The 3,748-nt window shown below is 62.3% G+C and carries 3 protein-coding genes; 2 read left to right on the top strand and 1 reads right to left on the bottom strand.

Annotation, left to right across the window (positions count from 1 at the left end; all coding sequences use genetic code 11):
- Positions 1–391 precede the first annotated feature (391 nt).
- Positions 392–583, bottom strand: coding sequence for a hypothetical protein (locus AC0SZ7_RS27670; protein ID WP_475507354.1), 192 nt, complete (start codon positions 581–583; stop codon positions 392–394).
- Between AC0SZ7_RS27670 and AC0SZ7_RS27665 the strand changes: the two genes are divergently transcribed.
- The gene (locus AC0SZ7_RS27665; protein WP_475507353.1) at positions 570–2,276 is read left to right on the top strand and encodes a DUF1302 domain-containing protein; all 1,707 of its coding nucleotides are present in this window, start codon (positions 570–572) and stop codon (positions 2,274–2,276) included. The two genes, AC0SZ7_RS27670 and AC0SZ7_RS27665, sit on opposite strands and share 14 nt — an antisense overlap.
- A gap of 12 nt (positions 2,277–2,288) precedes the next feature.
- Complete coding sequence (locus AC0SZ7_RS27660) at positions 2,289–3,662, top strand: DUF1329 domain-containing protein (protein WP_475507352.1); 1,374 nt, start codon at positions 2,289–2,291, stop codon at positions 3,660–3,662.
- Positions 3,663–3,748 lie beyond the last annotated feature (86 nt).

Below are 3,748 nucleotides of genomic sequence, written 5' to 3'. Positions count from 1 at the left end.
CGCCACCCCCGCGTGGGGGGGCGGGGGGTGCCCTGGGTTTTTTGGGGGCCCCAACCGCTCGCTGGCAAGCCAGCTCCCACAAAACGCCATCCTCGGCGAAACAATGTGTCACACATGTTGTTTGGTGATACAGCTCACATTGCGCCATGAATAACACCGCCCGCTCATCGCGGGCTTTTGTTTATGGGGCCCTATAACGCCTCCGCATATACCGGTTGCAGCCCGCGCAATTGGCGGGGCTGAAAGGTTTAAACAGCCCAAGCAACAATCGTACCCACGCCCGGCGCCATGGGCCTGCGTGCCTTTGGGTCAATTTGACAGTATCGGGGATGGCACATAGATTGTTGGCAGGTTGTTTCAGTTGCGTACAGTTGAACTACCTTCCGCATCTTTAGCTGTCTTCACGGAATAAAAAAAGGCAGGGGCCGAGCGTTTGCGCGGGCGTTGCAAAAATAATGTGGGGATTCACCAGGGAGCGCCAAATGATAACAAAAATAAGGTTCGCGGGTTTTTCATCAACCATTGTGGCGATCGCGGCGGGGTGTGCAGTCAGCTTCGAAGCCCAGGCGGTGAACTTCAACATTGGGGAAATCGAGGGGCAATTCGATTCGTCCCTCTCCATCGGTGCCAGTTGGAGTACCCAGAGCCCCAAGCAATCGCTGATCGGTTCGGCCAACGGCGGCCACGGCTTCACCCAGACCAACGACGACGGTCGCTTGAACTTCGAAAAAGGTGAAACTTTTTCCAAGATTTTCAAGGGCATCCATGACCTGGAATTGAAATACAATAATTTTGGCGTTTTTACCCGCGCCAAGTATTGGTATGACTTCGAACTTCAGGACGAAAACCAGGACTTCAAGAACGTCAGTAATGACCACCGCCAGGAAGCGGCCAAGTCTTCCGGTGTCGAGTTACTTGACGCCTTTGCTTATTACAACTACCAGCTTGCCGAAAAACCCGGCAGCGTGCGCTTGGGCAAGCAAGTGGTGAGTTGGGGTGAAAGTACCTTCATTGGTGGCGGTATCAACTCCATCAACCCCATCGACGTGTCGGCGTTCCGCCGCCCCGGTGCGGAAATCAAGGAGGGCCTGATCCCGGTCAACATGCTGTACGTGTCCCAGGGCATCACCGACAAACTGTCGGCCGAGGCGTTCTACCAACTGGGCTGGGACAACACCATCCTCGACAACTGCGGCACCTTCTTCTCGTCCACCGACGTGGCCGCCAAGGGTTGCCGCAACAACTACACCATTCTCGACGCCAACACCGTCAACGCGCTCAACCAGCCGGGCACCAAGGCAGCGCTGGCCTCGCTGGGCGTGAACGTGACGCCTGAAGGCCTGATTGTGCCACGTGGCTCCGACAACGATGCGCGCGACTCCGGCCAGTGGGGCCTGGCCCTGCGCTGGCTGGGCGACGACACCGAGTATGGCGCCTACGTGATGAACTATCACAGCCGCACCCCCTATGTGAGCGTGCAGAACGCCAGTGCCGCCGACATTCGCCGTGCCTTGACCACCCCGGCCCTGGCGCAGCCGATTCTGCTGGGGCGCGGCAGCTACTTCCTCGAATACCCCGAGGACATTCGCCTGTACGGCCTGAGCTTCGCCACCACGCTGCCCACCGGCACCGCCTGGAGCGGCGAGGTCAGCTACCGGCCGAACATGCCGCTGCAACTCAACACCACCGACGTCACTACCATGCTGGCAAGCTCGGTGGCCACCGCGGCGGCTACTGGCGGCGCAGCGGCGGCGCTGGCCCAGGCCAACCAGGTGGACAGTGGCTACGTGCGCAAGCCGGTCACCCAGGTGCAGACCACCTTCACCCACTTCTTCGACCAGGTGATGGGCGCCCAACGCCTGACGCTGGTGGGCGAGGTGGGCATGGACCACATCTCCGGCGTGGGCAACGTGGCGGGCAACCGCTTCGGCCGCGACGCGGTATTCGGCATTCCCGAGAACGCCGCCGCCGATGCCGAGTACGGTTCCAGCGGCTTCTACACCACCACCTCGTGGGGCTACCGCGCCCGGGCCATCTGGGACTATGCCAACGCCATCGCCGGCATCAACCTGAAGCCCAACATTGCCTGGTCGCATGACGTGCACGGCTATGGCCCGGTGTTCAACGAAGGGGTCAAGGCCGTCAGCCTGGGGCTGGATGCCGACTACCAGAACACCTACACCGCCAGCCTCAACTACACCAACTTCTTTGGTGGCGATTACAACACCGTGTCTGACCGCGATTTCGTCGCCCTCAGCTTCGGCGTGAACTTCTAAGGTGGGGAACTCATGATGATTGGCAAGCAGGCAATGCAATGCGCCGCCCTGGCCCTGAGCCTGGTGGCAGTGAACGTGATGGCGGCGGTAAGCCCCGACCAGGTGGCCAAGCTGGGCACCACTTTGACCCCGCTGGGTGGCGAGAAGGCCGGCAACAAGGACGGCAGCATCCCGGCCTACGACGGTGGCCTGAAAACCAATGCCGCGCCGGTGGACAGCAATGGCTTCCTGGGCGACCCCTACGCCGGCGAAAAACCGTTGTTCACCATCACCGCGAAGAACCTTGACCAGTACCAGGGCAAGCTGTCTGCCGGGCAGATCGCCCTGTTCAAGCGCTACCCCGACACCTTCGTGATCCCGGTGTACACCACCCACCGCAGCGTCGCGGTGCCGCCCAACGTGGCGGCGGCGGCGAAAATCAGCGCCGCCAAGGTCAGCCTGGTGGCCGACGGCAACGGCCTGGAAAACTTCGACCAGAGCCGGTTCTACGCCTTCCCGATTCCGCAGAACGGCCTGGAGGTGATCTGGAACCACATCACCCGCTACCGCGGCGGCAACCTCAGCCGCGTTTACACCCAGGCCGCGCCGCAGGCCAACGGCTCGTACAACATCGTGCAGCTGCGCGACCAGGTCGGTTTCCCCGACCAGATGCCCGGCGTCGACCCGCAGGAGGCGCAGAACGCGTTGCTGTACTTCAAGCAGGAGGTGACCGCGCCGGCGCGCCTGGCCGGTGATGTGCTGCTTGTGCACGACTCGCTGAACCAGATCAAGCAACCGCGTGAAGCCTGGGTCTACAGCGCCGGCCAGCGCCGTGTGCGCCGCGCCCCGCAGGTGGCCTACGATGGCCCGGGTACTGCCTCGGACGGCATGCGCACCTCGGACAACTTCGACATGTTCAACGGTGCGCCCGACCGCTACGACTGGAAGCTGGTGGGCAAGCAGGAGATGTACATCCCCTACAACAACTTCCGCCTGGCGCTGCCGACGGTGAAATACGCCGACATCCTGCAGGCCGGCCATACCAACCAGACCCTGGCCCGTTACGAGCTGCACCGGGTGTGGGTGGTGGAAGCCACGCTCAAGCCCAGCGCCCGCAACATCTACGGCAAGCGTACCTTCTATGTCGACGAGGACAGCTGGAACATTGCCATGTCCGACCTGTATGACGGCCGTGGCCAGCTGTGGCGCGTAGGCCAGGCGATGCTGATGCCTTACTACCACCGCCAGGTGCAGGCCGAAGCGTTCGAGGGCCTGTATGACCTGCTGGGCGGCCGCTACATTGTCACCGGCATGAGCAACGAAGAGCGCAGCTTCGTGCAGTTCGACCTGAAAATGTCGCCTGCCGACTACACCCCCAACGCGCTGCGCAGCGCCGGTACCCGCTAAACCCTGACGCGGCCTGCGGCCGCTGCTACGGGAATTTGGGTGTAGCGGCCGCCCGCCGGCGGCGCGGATCGGGGTTGCAAGCCCGG

Source organism: Pseudomonas sp. JC1203 (assembly GCF_056175065.1).
Note: the sequence above shows the minus strand (reverse complement) of the source record. Positions and strands in the feature narration are given on the sequence as shown.

Excerpts from the sequence above, each read along its gene's own strand:
- AC0SZ7_RS27660 (WP_475507352.1), top strand. The coding sequence starts at position 2,289 with ATGATGATTGGCAAGCAGGCAATGCAATGCGCCGCCCTGGCCCTGAGC.
- AC0SZ7_RS27670 (WP_475507354.1), bottom strand. The coding sequence starts at position 583 with ATGTTGAAGTTCACCGCCTGGGCTTCGAAGCTGACTGCACACCCCGCC.